Here is a 19,205-nt window from a genome sequence, read left to right as displayed (position 1 = left end):
TAGACAATTTAGTAAGAAAGAATTTTTGATATTTCATAAAGTTCCTCATTAAACTTTCTTGGTATTTCTAGTGCTTCATTGATGTCTTCATCAATTATTTTGCCATCTTTCATGCCTATAACTCTTCCTGATTTACCTTCTATAAGCACTTGTACTGCTTCTACTCCCATTTTTGATGCAAGCATTCTATCAAAAGCACTTGGACTTCCACCCCTTTGAATATGGCCGAGTATTGTAGCCCTTGATTCAATTCCTGTTATTTCTTCGACTTGCTTTGCAAGCTCATTTGCTCCGCCTACACCTTCAGCAAGGATTATAAGATTGTGCATTTTGCCTCTTAGTTTACCTTCAAATATAGTTTTGCACAAAGTATCTATTTCATACCCTTTTTCAGGAATAATCACTTCTTCAGCCCCTCCACCAATACCAGCGTATAAGGCTATATCTCCACAATTTCTTCCCATTACTTCAATTACACTAATTCTTTCATGAGAGCTTGATGTGTCTCTTATTTTATTAATAGCGTCAAGTACTGTATTGAGCGCTGTATCAAACCCTATAGAATATTCACTATAAGGTAAATCATTATCAATAGTTCCTGGAATACCTACAGTTGCAATACCCATCTCTGATAAAAGTTGTGCTCCTGCGAAAGAACCATCCCCACCAATTACTACTAATCCGTCAATTCCAAATACTCTTAATACGTTGACTGCCTTTTTTCTTCCAGCTTCAGTTTTAAATTCTTCACATCTTGCAGTTCTAAGAATAGTCCCACCTCTATGAATTATATCGGAAACAGAGTGCCTATCCATGTCAAAAACTTCTCCGTTTATAAGTCCACTATATCCTCTTTGTACGCCCATAACCCTTATGCCTTTATATATGGCCATTCTAACTACTGCCCTAATGGCTGCATTCATTCCAGGTGCGTCTCCTCCACTTGTTAATACCGCAATTGTCTTCATAAACATTCCTCCTCATAGTTCTCTGGGAGAGATAAACAATTATTGATTGTTTCCTCTTCTTGTACCACTGGGACAAAGTTTGTCCCACTATGGTTATAATATATTCATGTTTGCTAACAAAAACATTTCTACTAATTAAAAATACCCTTATACTTTAATATTATACAAAATTCTTGAATTATTCAACATAATATTTAAAAAAAAATTATTTTTTTTATAAATATTTTATAATCATGACACTGTAAACCTTTAAATGGATAAATACGGGAGAAAAAATATATCTCCCACTATTATTCCCATGATAAGTCTAATTACTATTAGTAATATTTCCCACTATAATAAACCTAACTTATTGAATTTTTATGTTATTTTCTCCAAATATATTTCTTAGTATCTCCATAGTATCTGTTTCTTCACTTAGAAACAAACTCTTATCTACAGCATACATTTTTCTTGGCTCTTTTGTACAAATGAATACGGGGGTATTCCCTCTGTATATCGCCAAGTTCTGTCTTAATTTTTTCAATGCATCCTTTACCATGATTTCATTTTCGACTAATATATAAATTTTCTCACTATTAATCTTTAGGAGGGGTTTAATGTCTTCGCATAATATCTTTGGCTGTTCTTCTTCGCGAATGCTTACTCTACCTTTTATTATTACTATTTCGTCCTCTTCTAAAAGTGACTTATATTTTTCAAAGGTCCTCGGAAATACTATTACTTCAACGCTTGCATATAAATCTTCCAGGTTAATAAAAGCCATCATATCGTTGTTCTTGGTAACTTTTTTACTAACAGTTGATATTATACCTCCGATGATTACTTTGTCCCCATCTTGAAGTTTAAAGCTTTCACTGAGCATTTCATTACCTTCTTCAAGGCTTTCCTCAACTACTATATCAGATATTCTGGTATTAGTTTGTATTTTAAGTGTCTCTTCATACTCATCTAATGGATGACCAGATAAATATATTCCTGTGATTTCCTTTTCCATAGCTAAAAGATGTTTCTTTTTAAATTCTTTAATATTTGGATACTCTATTTCAAAATTATCATAATCATTGTCAAAGTCTAAAAACAAATTTATTTGTCCTGAAATATTTCTCTTTCTATCGTTATTTACTCCATCTAATACCTTTTCATAGATTGCTAATAGTTGTGACCTATGGATTTTAAAATCATCAAAGGCTCCTGCCTTAATAAGACTTTCTACTGCTCGTTTGCTTACGCACCCTGTATCTATTTTATTGCAAAAATCCATAAAACCAGTAAAATCACCTTTTTCTTGTCGATTACGTACAATGCTCTCTATAACATTTACCCCTACATTTTTAAGTGCTGAAAGACCAAATCTTATAGTATCACCTTTTACAGTAAACTCTGCATAACTTTCATTTATACTAGGTGGCAGAACTCCAATGTTAATTTGCACTGCATACCTAGTATAGAAAGCTATTTTCTCACTATTTCCCTTTACGCTGTTGAGCATAGCAGCTATAAATTCTGTAGGATAATAGCACATTAAATAAGCCGTTTCATATCCTACAACTGCATAAGCTGCGGCATGGGATTTATTGAAAGCATAAGATGCAAAATCCATCATTTGATCGAATATACGATTAGCCGCCTTCTCTGTAATTCCATTTCGAAGGCATCCCTCAACTTCTATTATCCCATCCTCGCCAACTATTCCATGGATGAAGTTATAACGCTCCTCTTCCATAACCTTGTGCTTCTTTTTAGACATAGCACGGCGAACAAGGTCGGATCTACCCATAGAATACCCAGCAAGTTTTCTAACAATTTCCATTACTTGCTCTTGGTATACCATTACACCATAAGTAACACCGAGGATTCCCTCAAGCTGTGGGGTTTCATATTCCACTTTGTCCATGCTGTTCTTATTTCTTATATAACGTGGTATTTCAGCCATAGGGCCTGGTCTATATAAACTTATACCGGCAATAATATCCTCTAAATTGTCAGGTTTTAATTCCTTCATAAAGCTAGTCATTCCAGAAGATTCAAGTTGGAATATACCTACAGTTTTTCCTTCCCCAATCATCTTGTAGACCTTATGATCTTCAATATTAAGATCATCTATATCTATAGATACATTTCTATTCTCTTTCACGAAATCAACACAATCTCTCATAACTGTAAGTGTTCTAAGTCCTAGGAAATCCATTTTTAAAAGACCAAGTTCTTCCAGGGTTCCCATAGGAAATTGTGTTACTATCATTTCATCATTTTTCTGAAGAGGAACATAACTTACTAGAGGTTTTGACGCGATAACTACTCCTGCTGCATGAGTGGAACTGTGCCTTGGAAGTCCCTCGAGTGCCTTCGCAATATTTATAAGGGCTTCAACACGTGAATCATCTTTATATAATGTATTTAGCTCCGCATTCATCTCAAGTGCCTTATTTATAGTGATTCCTATCACACTTGGTATCATCTTAGCAATTCTATCTACCTCTGCATACGAATAATTCATAGCCCTTCCAACATCTCTTATACAAGCTCTAGGAGCCATTGTTCCAAATGTTATGATTTGCGATACATTAGTAGATCCATACTTTGCTACTACATAGTCAATTACATCTTGGCGTCTCTCATAACAAAAATCCGAATCTATATCTGGCATTGATACTCTTTCTGGGTTTAAGAATCGTTCAAAGATAAGATTATATTTAATAGGATCTATCTTCGTTATATCTAAAGTATAAGCAACTATCGAACCTGCAGCTGACCCACGACCTGGACCTGTCGGAATATCATGATCTACTGCAAACTTTATAAAATCCCATACTATAAGAAAATAATCAACATATCCCATTTGTTTTATTATATTAAGTTCATATTCAAGTCTATCTACATAGAGCTTAGCATCTGCATTACCCTCTGCTATTTTATTTATATATTCTATAGAAAAACCCTTAGTTAATACTTCACTAAATACTTCATACCTAGGAGCCAAACCCCTATAACAATATTCTCTTAGAAACTCGTATGGGTCGACCCCTTCAGGCAATGGAAATTTAGGAAGTTTTGAGACATGAAATTCATAATCGAAATTACACATCTCCGCTATTTTAACTGTATTTTCCAAAGCCTCTGGTACATAGGCAAATGTCTTTTTCATTTCCTCAGGAGATTTTAAATAAAATTGATCAGATGGGTATCTCATTCTGTTTTCATCATCAACAGTCTTAGCTGTTTGAATACACAAAAGCACATCATGAGCCTTTGAATCTTCTTGCTCTATATAATGAGTATCATTAGTACAAATCAAGGGAATTTCAGTATCTTTTGAAAGTTCAACTAAAAGTTCATTAACCTTAAACTGGTCTTGCATACCATGGTATTGTAATTCTAAATAGAAACCGTCTTTGAATATCTCTTTATATTTTAAGGCTATTTCCTTTGCTTTCTCATAATTATCACGCAAAAGAAGGCTCTGTATTTCACCACCAAGACAAGCACTACTAGCAATTATTCCCTCACTATACTTTGACAAGAATTCAAAATCAATCCTTGGTTTATAATAAAAACCCTTAATTGAGGCTGAGGAAACTATTTGCATCAAATTTTCATAACCCTTAGTATTCTTAACTAAAAGTATCAAATGATGCGTAGCATTTTCTCTATTAGCTTCCTTTATATCCATTGATTTAGCTGCTACATATACTTCACAACCAATAATCGGTTTAATACCTTGCTCTTTCGCTTGCTTATAAAACTCCACACATCCATACATTACTCCGTGGTCTGTTATAGCGATGCTCTTCATGCCGAGTTCCTTGGTTTTAGCAATAAGCTCTTTAATTTTTCCCGAACCATCAAGCAAACTATACTCTGTATGCACATGAAGATGCACAAAACTTCCCAAATCTTCTTTCTTTTCTATCTTTAGTTCCTCAGTCACTTTTTCACTTCCCTCCAAAGTCGTGTAATTAGTCCACAGTGGACTGTAAATTAGTCAACAACCTAACTTTCATAATCCACAGTTTTAGAAGATTCTAGCATAGGTTTTAAATACTTAAGCACTGAATTCACATGATACTCACTAACTGCATATGAATTAATATCCTCTAAAGAATCAAACTTAGTAATAAGGGCCAAATCATAAGAGCGCTCAGAATGCAAAACATCTACTCCTACCTCAAGCCCTTTTAGTTGTTGTATTTTCCCCTCCATACTAAGTAAAATATTTTTAGCTTCTGTTGCTTGCTCTATGTTCTTTAACTTAAAAAATACTATGTGTGTAAACATTATTGTACCTCCTTATATTTAAAAAGACATATTATTTAGTAAACATTTTCGCAGAAATCATAGCCTTTGCCACAGGGTCCTTATGCGTATTATACATGTTTACTTCTACCTTAGAAAAACTTCTACCTTTATCCACAATTTGTGTATATATATCTATATCACTACCCATTTGCACAGGTTTCATAAAATATGCCATAATGCTATCTACCGATACATTAATGTTATTATTTTGTCTTAATGCCATAATGCCCATAGTTGATAGAAGCATATTGAGTGAACTCCAAGAAGCAGTTCCAAAAGGGTCTAACATCTGAGGAACAATTTGCCCATTGAAATGCAAATTATCACCTTCATGTACGCAGGTGAAATTCATTAATATAAGATCCTCTAAAGTTTCCGCAACTTGAGGCTGCCTTAGTGCAAACTCCATTGCTTTTATAACATGTTCTATAGTTAAAACTCCCACTAACTTCTTCTTATCAATTACAGGACAAATCTTTATTCCATCCCAACCCATAATATGAGCAGCATAAGCTACAGTTGTTTTAGGTGTTACGCAAATAGGATTTTTATTCATAATTTTATTTATTAATTCATTTTCATCGTTATGTCCTTGAAGATCTCGAAGCGTAACTATGCCAATAATCTTCATATGCTCATCTTGCACCGGATACCTCTCATGATTAGTTTCTGCCATTAGTTTTCTCCACGTAGCAACAGTGTCAGAGCCCATCAGACACGTAGTATTAACATCCATTACATCTTCAACTAGAATAATTTCCTTTTTAACCATAGTTTCATAAATAGCTTTATTTATCATGCTTGCTACTGTAAAGCTATCATAGGTTGACGATAATACAGGAATACCTTTTTCATTTGCAATCGCCTTTACTTTTTCACTACAATCAAATCCTCCAGTAATCAATACCGCGGCCTCATTTTCAAGGGCAAGCTGTTGTGCTTCTTCCCTATTTCCAACAATAAGCAGGTAACCTGGTCTTAGATATCTAATTATTGACTCAATATCCATTGCACCTATAATAAATTTATTTAAAATTTTATTTATACCGTCTTTTCCGCCCAAAATAGTCGCATCAAGGATTCTTGTAACTTCAGCAAAAGTAAGACTTTCAATGTTTTTTTTATATACCTTCTCAACTCTTACTGTTCCAACCCTTGGCACGGTATTAACAATACCCATGTTCTCAGCCTCTTTTATCGCCCTATACGATGTACCTTCGCTAAGCCCTAATTGGGAACTAATGCCCCTTACTGATATCTTAGTTCCAACTTCCAAAGAAAGAATAAAATTAACTATCTCCTCATGTTTTGACATTGTCCTTCTACCTTCCTTCTTTCCTTAATTCTTCAGCAATTTTTTCTATTCTTCGTAATCTATGATTAACCCCAGACTTACCAACTGGTGGCTCAAGTATTGCACCAAGTTCCTTTAAAGATTCATCTGGGTATTCAAGTCTTAATTCAGCAATTTCTCTTAAGTTTTTAGGCAATCTTTGAAATCCTATTTCAATTTGTATTAATTTAATGCTTTCTACTTGCCTTACTGACGCATTTACTGTTTTACTTAGATTTGCTGTCTCACAATTAACAAGCCTATTTACATTATTTCTCATCTCTTTCATTATCCTTACGTTTTCTAAGAACAATAAAGAGTTATGTGCACCAATTATATTAAGGAGATCAACAATTTGTTCGCCTTCTTTAATATAAATTACAAAACTACTTTTTCTTTGTATTATTTTTGAAAATAATCCATAGCTATTAATAAGTGTGCTTAGCTCCTCTGCATAATCACTATCATGTGTAACAAACTCAACATGGTAGTTTTTTTCAGGATTACTAATACTTCCACCACCTAAAAAGGCTCCTCTTATATATTTACGTTTGCATTCCTCAGCATCTATTAATCTTTCCGGTATTGTATAATCTATTGAAAAAAAGTTCTCGTCCTCAAGAACTGCTACTTGCTTTAATAAGTCTTTAACACCCATTTCTTCAGTAATTATAACAACATAAACATTCTTTTTCTTAAGCGAATTACTTCTCTTAACTAGTAACCTTGCATGAATCTTAAAATGTTCCTTTAATAATTTAAAGATAAGTCTTGCTATTGCTGGGTTTTCAGTAGTTATTTGAAAATTAACTTGTTTGTTAGATCCAAGTCCAATAGTCCCACTAACCTTCATTATAGCCGCCATTTCAGCCATGGCTTCCTTCTTACTCATGTCTGTAAATCTACAAATTTCATTTTTAACCTTAGACGAAAATGACATTATTCTACTCCTTATTTTGTTTATTTTCTTTGAGTTTTTGCGATAGATAAAAATATTCTACTATTTTCTTTTTATCTTTAAATAATCTTTTTTCCATAATTGTTTCTACTAAAATAGCTGCAAGCTTATCTGGATCATGTCTTATATATCCTTTTCCAACCTCAACAAAATCTCTCTTAATTACCCCTATGCCATTTTTTGTAAGCTCTTGTTCATTTATGTGAACCATATTGGAATTATCATCATGGTATTTTTGTTCAAGTTCACTGCTTATTTTTCCTGTGTTTACTACCACATAATCAACAACCTTGCATTTAGCATGCTTGTTAATAGCTTTTATATGATCTTTAACACCATAGTTGTCACTTTCGCCTGGTTGAGTCATTATATTTGCAACATAAATTCTTATAGCTTTTGTTTTATCTAATGCATTCCTTATTTCACTTACTAATAAATTTGGAATAATGCTAGTATAAAGACTACCTGGCCCAAGTATTACTGCATCTGCTTCATTTATAGCAACCAATGCTTCTTTAATCGCTCTAGCATCCTTAGGTTCTATAAAAACCTCATCAATAGCACTATCATTATCTATTACACCTTGTGGTATATTAGATTCACCATCGATTATCATTCCATTTTTAAGTTTTGCCTTTAAAACCATATTATCCAAAGTAACTGGAATAACTTTTCCTTTTACTGCAAGTACTGAGCTCATTTTCTGCACAGCTTCTTCGAAATTGTTTGATATTCCATCCATGGCTGCTAAAAATAAATTGCCAAAACTCTGGTCCTTTAACCTTCCATCTTTAAATCTATACTGTAATAGTTCCTCCATAAGTGGCTCTGTTTCGGCAAGGGCTAACATACAATTTCTAATATCCCCCGGTGGAAGAATCCCTAAATCTTCTCTTAATACCCCCGAACCCCCACCATCATCTGCTACTGTAACTATTGCAGTTATATTATTTGTGTACTTTTTTAACCCCCGTAGCATAGTTGATAAACCAGTGCCTCCACCGATTACTACAATTTTAGGTCCTTTTATAAGTACCCTCTTCTCATAGATTAAATCCCCTAACTTCTTCGAGTTAATAGCTACATCTAAATTTCCCTTATTTACAAGTATAATAAAGAACTTAATAATTTGAATTATAGCTATATATATTATTAAAGATCCAAAACCTATTAACATTATTGAAAAACATATATTTCTCAAAGAAAAATTAGTTTCATTTATGATTTCAACGACTCCGAAAGCTAAAATGGAGCTACCTACTATACCTAGAAGTATCCACCTTTTTATATTAACTCCAGGTGCAAGCAACTTACTAAGCATCATAATTTAATGTCACCTCTATTTACATCTTCATTTACGTCTCTGTGATCTATATTAACATCATAGCCATTATGCTCAAGTATTTCATAAACCCTATTCGCTATGGCTACAGATCTGTGTCTTCCCCCTGTACATCCTATAGAAACTATTAGCTGTCTTTTTCCCTCAGCCTTATAATTTGGGATAAGGAACTGTAACATATCTTGAAGTTTATCAATAAACACTTTGGTCCCATCAAAATCTAATACATAATCTCTTACAGGTTTATCATTCCCTGAATACTGCTTAAGCTCTGGAATATAATATGGGTTCGGCAAAAATCTAACATCAAACACCAAATCTGAATCCACAGGTATTCCATATTTAAATCCAAAAGAAAGCACAGTTATAATAAGCTTGGTTTCTATTTGACCTTCCTCACTATAAATGTTATTTATTTCTTCTGTAAGTTCCCTTGCAGAAAGTTTTGATGTATTAATTATATGATCAGCACGCTCCCGTACATCTCTAAGTTTTCGCCTCTCAGTTGCAATACCATTTAAAACTCTTCCCTCTGGTGCTAGAGGATGTTTACGTCTTGACTCTTTATATCTTTTAACAAGTACTTTATCTGATGCCTCTAAAAATAATATTTCATACTTATATCCTTCATCTTTTAGGTACGCTAAACTTTCAAATAAATCATCAAAAAACTTTCCACCTCTTATGTCTATAACTAATGCAATTCTATCTATATTTCCATTTGATTGATAACATGCCTCTGCAAATTTCGGAATTAATAAAGGTGGCAAATTATCAACACAAAAAAATCCTAAGTCCTCAAGATTTCGTACAGTTTGTGTTTTCCCAGCGCCTGATAACCCTGTCAATATAACAAATCTCATTTTAAATACCCCCTCTACAAAAATTAACAATTCCCATTATCAATGAATCCATTTTAAATGTTTAAATACTCCATTGTATTAATGTAGTATCATTTTTTATTATAACACATATAGGGATCATTACAGATATGCAAACATAAAAAAATACACAGAAGTTTAACTTACTGTGCATTTTAAAATACTATTTATCCTCGCCCCAAATTTTAACCTCAGTGCTAAGTTCTACCCCAAATTTTTCTTTTACTTTATCCTGTACAAACTTAATTAAGTCCAAGATGTTCTTTGCTGTTGCACTTTCTTTATTTATAATAAATCCAGAATGTTTTACAGAAACTTGAGCATCTCCAACGCATGTACCTTTCAAATCGCACTCTTGTATAAGTACACTTGCAAAATAACCCTCTGGCCTTTTGAATGTACTACCAGCTGAAGGGTATTCTAATGGTTGTTTGTCACTTCGTTTTTTCTTTAGTTCGTCCATTCTCGCTTTTATAACTAACTTATCTCCTACTTGAAGACTAAGAGTAACGCTTATGACTGTATATCCATTTTTTAAAACAGCACTACTCCTGTATGATAGCTCCATCTCATCTTTTGTTAAAGTTAATAATTCTCCATTATTATCAATAACTAGTGTGCTTTCAAGCACCATAGACATTTCGCCATTGTATGCTCCTGCATTCATAGCCGCCGCACCACCAATGCTACCTGGAATTCCACTAGCAAATTCAATTCCCTTAAGTCCTTCGTCCAATGCAACCATAGTAACATCGTATAAAGTAGCTCCACTTTGAGCAATTATCTTATTTCCTTGAACCTCTATTTTATTAATCTTACATAATTTTATAACCACACCGCGAATTCCACCATCACGTACAAGCAAATTAGACCCATTGCCTATTAAGTAATAAATAACATTATTCTCTTTGCAAATTTTTATTAAAGCTTGAACCTCACTAGGGTTCTCTGGAGTTATTAAAATATCTGCTGGTCCACCTACTTTGAAAGAAGTATGATTTTCCATAGGTTCATCTAGCTTTATGTTTTCTTTTAGTGTTACCTTATTTATTTGTTCAATCAGTTTCGCATATTGCTTCATATTCTGCTCCTTGAAAATATTAATATATTTATATACTTCCATAACACAAATCATAAAATTATGTACAGAAGTTATAGTTCCTATAGTTTACCCTTTTTTCAAAAAAATTTCAACAGTTTATATCCATCATTAATATAGTGGTTACATTTGTAACTATTTACTGTTTTTAAAATATTCTATAACACACTCTACAGACTTACTATCCATGGAGGGGGTATCCAGTAGTTCCACCTTACTTGCAACCTTTATATTATCAACACTACCAAACTTCTTTAATAACTCTCTTCTTCGCTTTCCACCAATATTCGGTATATTATCTAATATAGAATATAAAGTTCTTTTGTCCCTTAAAGTTCTGTGATATGTGATCGCGAATCTATGCACCTCATCTTGTATTCTAGTAATTAAGTGCATACTTTGCGAATTACTTTTCATATCAAGCTCTATATTATTATATATCAAACCTCTAGTTTTGTGCCTATCATCCTTAACCATTCCACATACCGGTATATTAATATTAAGATTATTTAAGACTTCTATTGCAATATTAACCTGTCCTTTTCCACCATCCATAAGAATTAAATCAGGAAATATACAAAACTTACCTTTACTTAACTCTAAATGTCTCTCTTTTATTTGTTCTACTTCTTCTAGTCCATGAATAAATCTTCGCTCTAGGATTTCGCGCATACTATCATAATCATTAGCTCCTATTACAGATTTTATTTTAAACCTTCTGTAATCACTGCTTTTAGGTTTTCCATTTTCAAAAACTACCATGCTACCTACAGAATCCACACCCATTATATTTGATATATCATAAGATTCAATTCTTTCCGGTATTTCATCAAGTTCTAATAATTCTACAATTTCCTGCAGTGCTATTTTATGAACTTCCTTATCCTGCATATCTTTTAATTTGAAATTTTCAAGAGTTATCTTAGAATTATTTTCTACCATCTCTAAGGTCTTTTTCTTTTCTCCCTTTTGAGGGATTTTAATCATAACCTTTGATTCCTTTTTAGAACTAAGCCACTGCTCAAGAATATCTGTCTCATTTATAAAAGGCACATATATTGTTTTTGGAATAAATGCCGTAGCCCCATAAAATCTCTTTATAAACTCTTCTATAAGCTCAGTTGGTACCTGGTCTGCTTCGTCATTTAAAATAAAATGTTCACGTCCTACTATTTTACCATCTCGGAGGAAAAACACTTGAAGACAAACATCTTTTTCATCCATATATATATTAATAAAATCTTCATTTTCGCAATTTCCTATTATAATCTTTTGCTTTTGATTTATTTTATCTATCGCCATGATTTTATCGCGATATACCACAGCTTTTTCAAATTCTAAAGATGCTGATGCACTTTCCATTTTTAACTTAAGATCATCTTTTATGTTTTTGTCTTTTCCTGTTAGTAATTCCATTGTACCTTTTATAATTTTTCCATAATCTACTTTGCTAATATACCCCGCACAAGGAGCTTTGCAAAGCCCTATATGATAATTTAAGCAAGGACGAGTAGGATTTAATCCTTCTTTAATAGTTCTCCTACATGTCCTAAGTGGGTATATCTGTTTTATAAGTTCTATAGTGCTATATACAGCTGCTGAATCTGTGTATGGCCCATAATATTTTCCACCATCATTGGCAATGTTTCTAGTTACAAATACTCTTGGAAATTCCTCATTTATCGTTATCTTTATAAAGGGATAGTGTTTATCATCTTTGAGCAAAATATTGTATCTGGGGCTATATCTTTTAATAAGATTACACTCAAGTATTAAAGCCTCCATTTCTGAATCCGTTACTATATACTCAAACTCAGATATGTTTTTAACCATAGCCTTCACTTTTACAGAATGGCTTTTTGAACTTTTAAAATATTGCCTTACTCTATTTTTTAATATTTTTGCCTTCCCCACATATATTATTTCTCCAAGATGATTTCTCATAAGATATACTCCTGGTGCATCTGGAAGACTCTTTAGCTGATATTCAAAATCAAACACAATGTAACACCCCCTTAAATATAAATAAAATATGCATAAAGACATATGCGGTCAAAATTATACTCCTGCAATTAAATTTCCCGGGCAATTTATAACAAATTGCTACATCTGTTATGTTACCTATAGGACTATTTGCTTCACCTTTCAACATATCTAATTATAATACTAATTAAGTGTTTTTGTGCAAAATATAAAGTCAAATATCATTACAATATTTGACTTTATATTATTAACATTATATACATTCGCACGTTTTAGACCTTTATTGAAGCTAATGCTTTATTTCAAATAGGTTCTAACAAGTTCCTTAGTTATCTGTGCAGCTAGATTACCACCTTGGCCACCCTCCTCTACAATTACTGCAATTGCAATTTGAGGATTATCATAAGGTGCAAATCCAGTAAACCAGGAATGAGCAGCCCCTTGATTACTAACATCTGCTTGATGGTCTGCAGTACCTGTTTTTCCACTAACCACTATATTAGAAAGCGCTGCGCCCTTTCCTGTACCTTCAGCTACTACATCCTTCATTAAACCCTTCATAGTCGAAGCATTCTGCTTTGTCATTACTTCGCCTAGTTGTTTCGGTTGTAATTTATCTATTGATGTGCCTTTACTACTTAATATTTCTTTAACTAGCATTGGCTCCATCATAATACCATCATTAGCAACGCTGCTCACAACTAATGCCATTTGCATAGGCGTAACTAAAACTGAAGCTTGACCTATAGCGCTTTGCGCAATATTACCTTTTTCATTATTTTTATAGCTTGGAAATTGACTATTTTCTATAGTTAATCCTATTGACGGAATATTTTTATTAAAATAAAACTTTTCTGCTGTTTCCTTTAATGACTTATTTCCTACATCAAGACCTAATGACCCAAAAAACACATTACTAGAATGCATATAAGCAGATCTAAAATCTATATTCCCAAAAGTCTCACCCTGAAAATTTCCTAGTAGTCTTGTTCCATTGACAATTAAACTGCCATTATCATTTAAGCTGGTATTGTAAACATTAGGAATGTTTTCTAAAGCACTTATTGCTGTAACAGTTTTAAATGTTGATCCCGGTGGATAAAGCCCAGATACCGCTCTATTAAGGAGTGGTCTTTCATCATTTGCATTTATGCTCTTCCAGTTTTCATCTAAATTATTAGGGTCATAAGAAGGTTTTGAAACCATGGCTAAAACTTCACCAGTTTTAGGATTCATAGCCACAATAGACCCACGATGATTACCTAAAAGACTATATGCCTTTTGTTGGAGTTCAGAGTCAAGGGTAGTTCTTAATCCATTGCCAACTTTCTGATCATTGTCTTTACCAAAAAATACAAACTTTGGAAGTGACGAGTTACCCTCGCCCATAAGTTCTGCATCATATTTTTTTTCAAGGCCTGCAAGTCCATATCTAGGATCCATATAACCTATGGCATGTGCAAAAACTGCTCCCTGTAAATAAGTCTGTTTTTGTGATGTTTCGCTTAATCTAGTACTTTCTGTGAGTGCTGTCATATCCTTATCATAAATAGTTCCTCTTAATACCTTATTTCGCTCAGCCCAAAGCCTCTGATTAAATGAACTACTTACGGCTGTTTCGCTCTTAAATACATATAAGTAAGTTATGTAGGAAATTAAAACAATAAAAAATATTAGAAACACTAACATTACCTTTTTTATATTATTAACAAAATCATTCATAACTTTGTCCATCCTCCGAAATTTTTTGAAGTATACCAAGTGAAAAGAAAGTTATTATCATGGAACTTCCACCATAACTGACCAGTGGCAGCGTTATACCTGTTAGTGGAATAGCTCCAACTACTCCCCCCACTATTACCAAAACTTGGGCCGCTATCATTGTACTATATCCCACTGCAAGTAACCTAGTAAAGTTATCCTTGCTATAAACGGGAACTCTCATGCATCTATAAAACAGTAAAAAGAATAAAATAAGAATAGCGAATCCCATAAGAAGTCCCATTTCCTCGCATATTGCCGCAAATATAAAATCTGAGTTAACAACAGGGACCATTTTAGGATATCCAAGTCCAAGACCTGTCCCGAAAAGATGACCTGAAGCTATAGATATTAAAGATTGTACTATCTGAAGGCCTTCATTATTACCATATTTCCATGGGTTACCCCAGATCATAAACCTTAACCTTACATGTCCAAATAGTTTATAGCTTATAAATGCACCCATAATAAAAAGTACCAAACATAATAGTACATACTTAAAATTTGAGGTAGCAATATAAAGCATAGTTACTGAAATAGCGAAAAATAGAAGAGCTGATCCTAAATCCTTTTGAATTACCATGAACCCAAGTGATACCATAACTACAATTCCAGGCTCAAGTAATGCCTTAAATCTAGCAAGCTCTGACTTTCCCTGAAAATCCTTTCCATAATACTGTAGTGCTGCTGCTAAATATGCTACCAAAGATAATTTAGCAAATTCTGTTGGTTGGAAAGTGAAACCAGCTAGGCTTACCCAGTTTCTAGATCCATAAGTGGGATTAGCTAGTATACTTCCTAAAGACATAAGTACAAGTGTACACACCATATAAACATACTTGTATTTACCAAATTTTTTCAAACTCGGGAAAAGCACTACCACTAAAATGAATACGGCAATGCCTACGGTATACCATATAAGTTGTTTAAGTGCAGTAGGAGAGTCTAGCCTATATAGAATCCCCATGCCTATAACTGCTAAAACATTTGAGAATAGTAATATATACTTATCGCCATCCGGAAAAAATCTTCTTATAATAAAATGAGAATACGCAAAAATCAAACATATTATTACACCCATTATTATAGCGCCTTTATCAAAAGAATCTTTTCCAATTAAAAACAAATTAAGAAACAAAACTATACACAAAAGATAAGTATATCTTAGAAGTTTTTTTTCTTCCTTTATACTTTCCATACTATCACCTCTTTAATCATCATCTACGCAACTGCTTTCCACCTAAGGTGCTGTAATATTTAACCTATAACTTTAAAAATTGAAGTTCCTATTTTAATCTCGTCACCTTTTTTTATACCCACTTTGTCTGTTACCTTTTTTTTGTTTTTTAAGGTACCATTTGTACTTCTCAAATCTTGCAATATGTAATCTGTATTTTTTAAATATATCCTTGCATGCTGAGATGATACGTACTTGTCACCCAAAATCAATAGGTTATCTCCCTTTCGTCCTATGGTTAATTCATCGTTTAGAGGAATAACTGCACCAACTCTTAAATTAAAGTTTTCTCCTCTTTCCATAACTTCAAGTCCCATAGTTTTTCTCATAATCGGTTTCTGTTTTGCACCACCTTTTATGTCCTTATACATTATTTTTAAAGCAAATATTATTATAATGTAAATAATCGCTATAATTGCAAATTTAAAAAACAAGCTTATATTAGCCATAATGCACTTTCTCCTCTTTAAAAAATAATCAAAGACTAGCATTTACTTAATATGCTAGCCTTATATGAATTATAACATTTTTTTCAGATATTGTCCTGTATATGACTTTACATTTAGAGATATTTCTTTTGGCGTTCCTGTGCACAAAATAGTCCCACCCTTATCTCCACCCTCAGGACCTAAGTCTATAACGTGATCCGCGCACTTAATAACATCTAAATTATGCTCAATCACAACTACTGTATTCCCTGAATCTACTAGCCTTTGGAGTATTTTAATAAGTTTGCTAACATCATCAGTATGAAGCCCTGTAGTAGGCTCATCTAATATATAAAAGGTTTTACCAGTACTTCTTTTAGATAATTCAGATGCAAGTTTAATTCTTTGAGCCTCACCACCAGATAACTGCGTTGATGGTTGCCCAAGTCTTACGTATCCAAGGCCAACATCCATTAGTGTTTGAAATTTACTATAAATTCTTGGAATATTCTCAAAAAACTTTACAGCTTGCTCTACAGTCATGTTTAAAATTTCGTCAATATTTTTCCCTTTATACTTAACTTCTAAAGTTTCTCTATTATACCTTTTTCCTTTACAAACTTCGCAAGGCACATATACATCAGATAAAAATTGCATTTCTATTTTAATTATTCCATCACCGTGACAAGCCTCGCATCTTCCGCCCTTTACATTAAAGCTAAATCTACCTGGCTTATAACCACGCATCTTTGCTTCTGAACTCATTGAGAACACATCACGAATAACATCAAATACCCCTGTATAGGTAGCTGGATTGGATCTTGGGGTACGCCCAATAGGTCCCTGGTCTATATTTATAATTTTATCAATGTTCTCTGATCCTAAAATATCTTTATGAAGCCCTGCATTCTTTTTAGATTTATTCACCTTTTTATTAAGACCCTTATATAAAATTTCATTTACTAAGGTGCTCTTTCCAGAACCTGAAACACCAGTGACTGCAGTAAATACCCCTAAAGGGAACTCCACACTAACATTCTTAAGGTTATTTTGCTTTGCATTAAGTATTTTTATACTATGCCCATTAGATTTTCTAGTTTTTTCTGGAACCTCAATTTTCTTTTTACCACTTAAATATTGACCTGTAATTGATCTCTCACAGTTTTTAACATCCTCAATTGTTCCTGCAACCACAATTTCTCCACCATGTTCTCCAGCTTGTGGTCCAACATCTACAATAAAATCTGCTGCCTTCATAGTATCCTCATCATGTTCTACAACAATTACTGTATTACCTATATCTCTTAAATGTTTTAATGTTTTAATAAGTTTATCATTATCTCTTTGATGAAGACCGATACTAGGCTCATCTAAAATGTATAAAACGCCCATTAAACTAGAGCCTATCTGAGTTGCTAGTCTTATTCTCTGAGCTTCTCCACCGGACAATGTAGCCGCTGATCTAGCTAAGTTTAAATAATCAAGCCCTACATCCTTTAAAAAGTTAAGTCTATCATTTATCTCTTTAAATATTTGATTAGAAATAATCTTATTCTTTTCCGATAATTCAATATCATTTAAGAAATTTGCTTCATCAGTAATTGACAACTGACAAAATCGGCTTATGTTCATGCCTCCAACTGTTACGGCTAGTGCCTCAGGGCTTAACCTTGCGCCCTTACATTTTGGACATGCATTATCGCCCATATATTGTTCAACATCTCTTTTTATATAATCTGACGAGGTTTCAAAATATCGTCTTTTTAAGTTATTTATAATTCCTTCATAAGCATGATTAAAAGTTCCTGATCTGTACTCCTTAACATACTCTACCTTAACTTTTTCTCCATTAGTTCCGTATAATAACATCTTAAGAGTTTCTGGATCATAATCCTCTATAGGTGTATCTAAACTAAACTTATATTTTAAGCTCAATGCACGTAGTACCGAGAAAGTCCAAGAATCTTCCTTAAGGCTACCTTCCCCAAAAGACATAATAGCCCCGTCTTTAATACTCTTACTCTTATCAGGTATAATTAAATCCTCATCAATTTCCATAAGCGTACCAAGACCATCACAGGTATCGCACTTACCAAATGGAGAATTAAAGGAAAACATTCTAGGTGCTAATTCCCCAAGACTAATACCACAATCTATGCAAGCAAAATGCTCACTAAAAAGTATGTCTTCTCCATCGCGAATGCTAGCGATAGCAGTACCCTCTGCTAGTTTTAATGCACTCTCTAAAGATTCAGAAAGCCTTCCGCGAACTTCCTGCTTTACGGAAATTCTGTCTATTACTATCTCAATACTATGCTTCTTCGTTTTTGCTAGCTTTATATCTTCTTCCATAAGCTCGACAGTGGTGCCATCAATTCTAGCACGAACAAAGCCATTTTTTTTAATATTTTCTATTACCTTAACGTGTTCACCCTTTTTCCCTCTTATTACTGGTGCCAATATTGAAATCTTAGTTTTCTCTGGCATATCCATTATTCTATCCACCATCTGGTCTACAGTTTGCTGAGTAATCTCCTTGCCACATTTAGGACAATGAGGTGTTCCAACTTTTGCATAAAGTAGTCTCAGATAATCATAAATTTCAGTTACAGTACCCACTGTGGAACGTGGATTTCTATTAGTAGTTTTCTGATCTATTGAAATAGCAGGGGAAAGCCCCTCTATGTACTCGACATCTGGCTTATCCATATTACCTAAAAACTGCCTTGCATAAGCAGATAGTGACTCCACATACCTTCTTTGCCCCTCTGCATATAATGTATCAAATGCAAGCGAAGATTTACCTGATCCCGAAAGTCCAGTAAATACTACAAACTTGTCTCTTGGTATCTCCAAATCAACATTTTTTAAATTGTGAACCTTGGCGCCCTTTATAAAAATCTTATCCCTCATGGT

13 protein-coding genes are annotated in these 19,205 nt (G+C 33.4%); all 13 read right to left on the bottom strand.

Annotated features, from left to right (window positions below; all coding sequences use genetic code 11):
* Nucleotides 1–8: 8 nt before the first annotated feature.
* Nucleotides 9–968 carry a 6-phosphofructokinase gene (gene pfkA / locus LGK95_RS07845; protein WP_226123867.1) on the bottom strand — a complete coding sequence of 320 codons (960 nt, stop codon included), beginning with the start codon at nt 966–968 and terminating at the stop codon, nt 9–11.
* A gap of 349 nt (nt 969–1,317) precedes the next feature.
* Nucleotides 1,318–4,899, bottom strand: coding sequence for a DNA polymerase III subunit alpha (locus tag LGK95_RS07840; protein ID WP_226123866.1), 3,582 nt, complete (start codon nt 4,897–4,899; stop codon nt 1,318–1,320).
* 62 nt (nt 4,900–4,961) lie between these two features.
* On the bottom strand, nt 4,962–5,246 hold the full coding sequence (locus tag LGK95_RS07835) for a Dabb family protein (RefSeq protein ID WP_226123864.1): 285 nt from the start codon (nt 5,244–5,246) through the stop codon (nt 4,962–4,964).
* Between the two features lie 31 nt (nt 5,247–5,277).
* A complete protein-coding gene (locus LGK95_RS07830) occupies nt 5,278–6,582 on the bottom strand; it encodes a DRTGG domain-containing protein (RefSeq protein WP_226123863.1) in 1,305 nt (434 codons plus the stop codon).
* A gap of 7 nt (nt 6,583–6,589) precedes the next feature.
* On the bottom strand, nt 6,590–7,540 hold the full coding sequence (whiA, locus tag LGK95_RS07825; protein WP_226123862.1) for a DNA-binding protein WhiA: 951 nt from the start codon (nt 7,538–7,540) through the stop codon (nt 6,590–6,592).
* Nucleotides 7,541–7,544: 4 nt separating this feature from the next.
* Nucleotides 7,545–8,882, bottom strand: coding sequence for a gluconeogenesis factor YvcK family protein (locus LGK95_RS07820; RefSeq protein ID WP_226123860.1), 1,338 nt, complete (start codon nt 8,880–8,882; stop codon nt 7,545–7,547).
* The gene (rapZ, locus tag LGK95_RS07815; protein ID WP_226123858.1) at nt 8,879–9,763 is read right to left on the bottom strand and encodes an RNase adapter RapZ; all 885 of its coding nucleotides are present in this window, start codon (nt 9,761–9,763) and stop codon (nt 8,879–8,881) included. The genes LGK95_RS07820 and rapZ overlap by 4 nt, the downstream gene beginning before the upstream one ends.
* Before the next feature lie 181 nt (nt 9,764–9,944).
* Complete coding sequence (gene murB, locus LGK95_RS07810; protein WP_226123856.1) at nt 9,945–10,862, bottom strand: UDP-N-acetylmuramate dehydrogenase; 918 nt, start codon at nt 10,860–10,862, stop codon at nt 9,945–9,947.
* A gap of 153 nt (nt 10,863–11,015) precedes the next feature.
* The gene (gene uvrC, locus LGK95_RS07805; protein ID WP_226123854.1) at nt 11,016–12,881 is read right to left on the bottom strand and encodes an excinuclease ABC subunit UvrC; all 1,866 of its coding nucleotides are present in this window, start codon (nt 12,879–12,881) and stop codon (nt 11,016–11,018) included.
* Nucleotides 12,882–13,160: 279 nt separating this feature from the next.
* The gene (locus LGK95_RS07800; RefSeq protein WP_226123852.1) at nt 13,161–14,585 is read right to left on the bottom strand and encodes a peptidoglycan D,D-transpeptidase FtsI family protein; all 1,425 of its coding nucleotides are present in this window, start codon (nt 14,583–14,585) and stop codon (nt 13,161–13,163) included.
* Nucleotides 14,578–15,822 (bottom strand): FtsW/RodA/SpoVE family cell cycle protein, encoded by a 1,245-nt coding sequence (locus LGK95_RS07795; RefSeq protein ID WP_226123850.1) that lies wholly within the window; start codon nt 15,820–15,822, stop codon nt 14,578–14,580. Before LGK95_RS07795 ends, LGK95_RS07800 begins: the two co-directional genes overlap by 8 nt.
* Before the next feature lie 59 nt (nt 15,823–15,881).
* A complete protein-coding gene (locus LGK95_RS07790; protein WP_226123848.1) occupies nt 15,882–16,310 on the bottom strand; it encodes an FHA domain-containing protein in 429 nt (142 codons plus the stop codon).
* Between the two features lie 69 nt (nt 16,311–16,379).
* Entirely contained in the window at nt 16,380–19,202 is a 2,823-nt protein-coding gene (gene uvrA, locus LGK95_RS07785) for an excinuclease ABC subunit UvrA (RefSeq protein ID WP_226123846.1), read from the bottom strand.
* Nucleotides 19,203–19,205: the final 3 nt, after the last annotated feature.

It is taken from the genome of Clostridium algoriphilum (assembly GCF_020443705.1).
GTDB lineage: Bacteria > Bacillota > Clostridia > Clostridiales > Clostridiaceae > Clostridium_AD > Clostridium_AD algoriphilum.
This window is presented reverse-complemented; position numbering and strand designations above follow the sequence as displayed.